Here is a 2,221-nt window from a genome sequence, read left to right as displayed (position 1 = left end):
GCCTGACAGGCCCGAAAAGCCCGGCACGGGCGTCGGCGGCGATGACGGCGGCGGCATTATCCAGGGTTGATGATGGAAGTGGAGGATATCGACAACCTCTCGCGCAACCAAGACATCGCGGTCGGACTGCAAGTGATCTTGAAGCCACGGGCCCGTCCCACCCCGACATGGACCTCGATGCCCGAACGGACGTTAGATTTCGAGTTCTAGGCGTTCTGCGATGAAGGTTGGATCCCAGCCGGGATTGAAAGTGTCGACGTGGGTGAATCCGAGCCGCTCGTATAGGCCACGCAGGTTCGGGTGGCAGTCGAGCCGCAGCTTGGCGCACCCCTGCGTTCGCGCGGCATGGCGGCAAGCCTCGATCAGCGCGGAGCTGACACCCCGGCCCGCATGTGTCCGTCGCACCGCGAGCTTGTGCAGATATGCGGCCTCCCCCTTGAGGGCGTCGGGCCAGAACTCGGGATCCTCGGCCGACAAGGTGCAACAGCCGACGATGCCGTCGCTGCAACTCGCGACTAGGAGCTCGGATCTCAGGACGAAGGTCTCCGCGAATGTCCGGTCGATCCGCGCGACGTCCCAGGCGGGCGTTCCCTTGGCGGACATCCACGCCGCAGCGTCGTGCATCAGCCGCACAACCTCGTCGATATCACCCGAGCAGGCGACCCGAACGTTCGGAGGCTCCTCGCTGTCCATTCGCTCCCCTGGCGCGGTATGAACCGCCGCCTCATAGTGCAGTTTGATCCTGACGAGCCCAGCATGTCTGCGCCCACCTTCGCGGAACCTGACCAGGGTCCGCTAGCGGGCGGCCGGAAGGTGAATGCTAGGCATGATCTAACCCTCGGTCTCTGGCGTCGCGACTGCGAAATTTCGCGAGGGTTTCCGAGAAGGTGATTGCGCTTCGCAGATCTCCAGGCGCGTGGGTGCGGACGTAGTCAGCGCCATTGCCGATCGCGTGAAGTTCCGCCGCAAGGCTCGCTGGACCCAGATCCTTTACAGGAAGGCCAACGGTGGCGCCCAAGAAGGATTTCCGCGACACCGAGACCAATAGCGGAAGCCCCAACGCCGACTTCAGCTTTTGAAGGTTCGACAGCACGTGCAGCGATGTTTCCGGTGCGGGGCTCAAGAAAAATCCCATCCCCGGATCGAGGATGAGCCGGTCGGCAGCGACCCCGCTCCGTCGCAAGGCGGAAACCCGCGCCTCGAAGAACCGCACAATCTCGTCGAGCGCGTCTTCGGGTCGAAGGTGACCGGTGCGGGTGGCGATGCCATCCCGCTGCGCTGAGTGCATAACCACCAGCCTGCAGTCCGCCTCAGCAATATCGGGATAGAGCGCAGGGTCAGGAAATCCTTGGATATCGTTCAGGTAGCCCACGCCGCGCTTGAGCGCATAGCGCTGGGTTTCCGGTTGGAAGCTGTCGATTGAAACACGGTGCATCTGATCGGACAGGGCGTCTAAGAGCGGCGCAATACGTCTGATCTCATCGGCCGGCGATACAGGCCTCGCGTCCGGATGGCTGGCGGCCGGTCCGACATCCACGACGTCTGATCCGACTCGCAGCATTTCGATCGCCGCGGTGACAGCGCCGGCGGGGTCTAGCCGCCGGCTCTCATCGAAGAAGGAGTCCTCGGTGAGATTCAGAATGCCGAACACCGTCACCATGGCGTCGGCCTCCGCAGCGACTTCCACGATGGGGATCGGGCGAGCAAAAAGGCAGCAATTATGAGCCCCATACCTACAAAGCCCCACGCATCAAGCTTTTGCCCATGAAGCAACCAGGCAATGGCTGTAATTATGACGACGCCGAGTCCCGACCAGACTGCATAAGCAACACCGACAGGGATGGATTTCAGAACCAGAGAAAGAAAATAAAATGCGATGCCATAACCGATTATGACAACGGCGGAAGGGGCAAGCTTAGTAAAGCCCTCGCTAGATTTTAATGCGGATGTTGCGATTACTTCGCCAACTATTGCGATAACAAGAAAAAGCCAGCCTTTCATGATATATCTCCCAATTTGTGTAGGGCTTATTATGCACGCTTAAAAATAATAAAAGCAGACTTGACCTGATAGTTTGGCTGTGAGCAATTATGTGCTTAGTGCATCTAACGCTTGAGTTAAGCCGCGCCGCGAAGCGGCGTCGGCTTGAACGAATTGTTAGACATTATTTGCCGACTACCTTGGTGATCTCGCCTTTCACGTAGTGAACAAATTCTTCCAA

Annotated in this window: 3 protein-coding genes; all 3 read right to left on the bottom strand. The window is 59.3% G+C overall.

The window, feature by feature from the left end; translation table 11 throughout:
• Window positions 1–192 precede the first annotated feature (192 nt).
• Entirely contained in the window at window positions 193–693 is a 501-nt protein-coding gene (locus APH30_RS26880) for a GNAT family N-acetyltransferase (RefSeq protein ID WP_000376623.1), read from the bottom strand.
• A 127-nt stretch (window positions 694–820) separates the two neighbouring features.
• Window positions 821–1,660 carry a sulfonamide-resistant dihydropteroate synthase Sul1 gene (gene sul1, locus APH30_RS26875; RefSeq protein WP_000259031.1) on the bottom strand — a complete coding sequence of 280 codons (840 nt, stop codon included), beginning with the start codon at window positions 1,658–1,660 and terminating at the stop codon, window positions 821–823.
• Complete coding sequence (locus tag APH30_RS28550) at window positions 1,654–2,001, bottom strand: quaternary ammonium compound efflux SMR transporter QacE delta 1 (RefSeq protein ID WP_000679427.1); 348 nt, start codon at window positions 1,999–2,001, stop codon at window positions 1,654–1,656. The genes sul1 and APH30_RS28550 overlap by 7 nt, the downstream gene beginning before the upstream one ends.
• Window positions 2,002–2,221 lie beyond the last annotated feature (220 nt).

The sequence above is a fragment of the Pseudomonas sp. NBRC 111127 genome (assembly GCF_001320345.1).
GTDB lineage: Bacteria > Pseudomonadota > Gammaproteobacteria > Pseudomonadales > Pseudomonadaceae > Aquipseudomonas > Aquipseudomonas juntendi.
The sequence above is the reverse complement of the archived record's forward strand: the minus strand, read 5'-3'. Positions and strand labels throughout refer to the sequence as shown.

What these genes read in the sequence shown, in the direction of transcription:
- APH30_RS28550 (WP_000679427.1), bottom strand. Translation starts at nt 2,001, where the DNA reads ATGAAAGGCTGGCTTTTTCTTGTTATCGCAATAGTTGGCGAAGTAATC.
- APH30_RS26880 (WP_000376623.1), bottom strand. Translation starts at nt 693, where the DNA reads ATGGACAGCGAGGAGCCTCCGAACGTTCGGGTCGCCTGCTCGGGTGAT.
- sul1 (WP_000259031.1), bottom strand. Translation starts at nt 1,660, where the DNA reads ATGGTGACGGTGTTCGGCATTCTGAATCTCACCGAGGACTCCTTCTTC.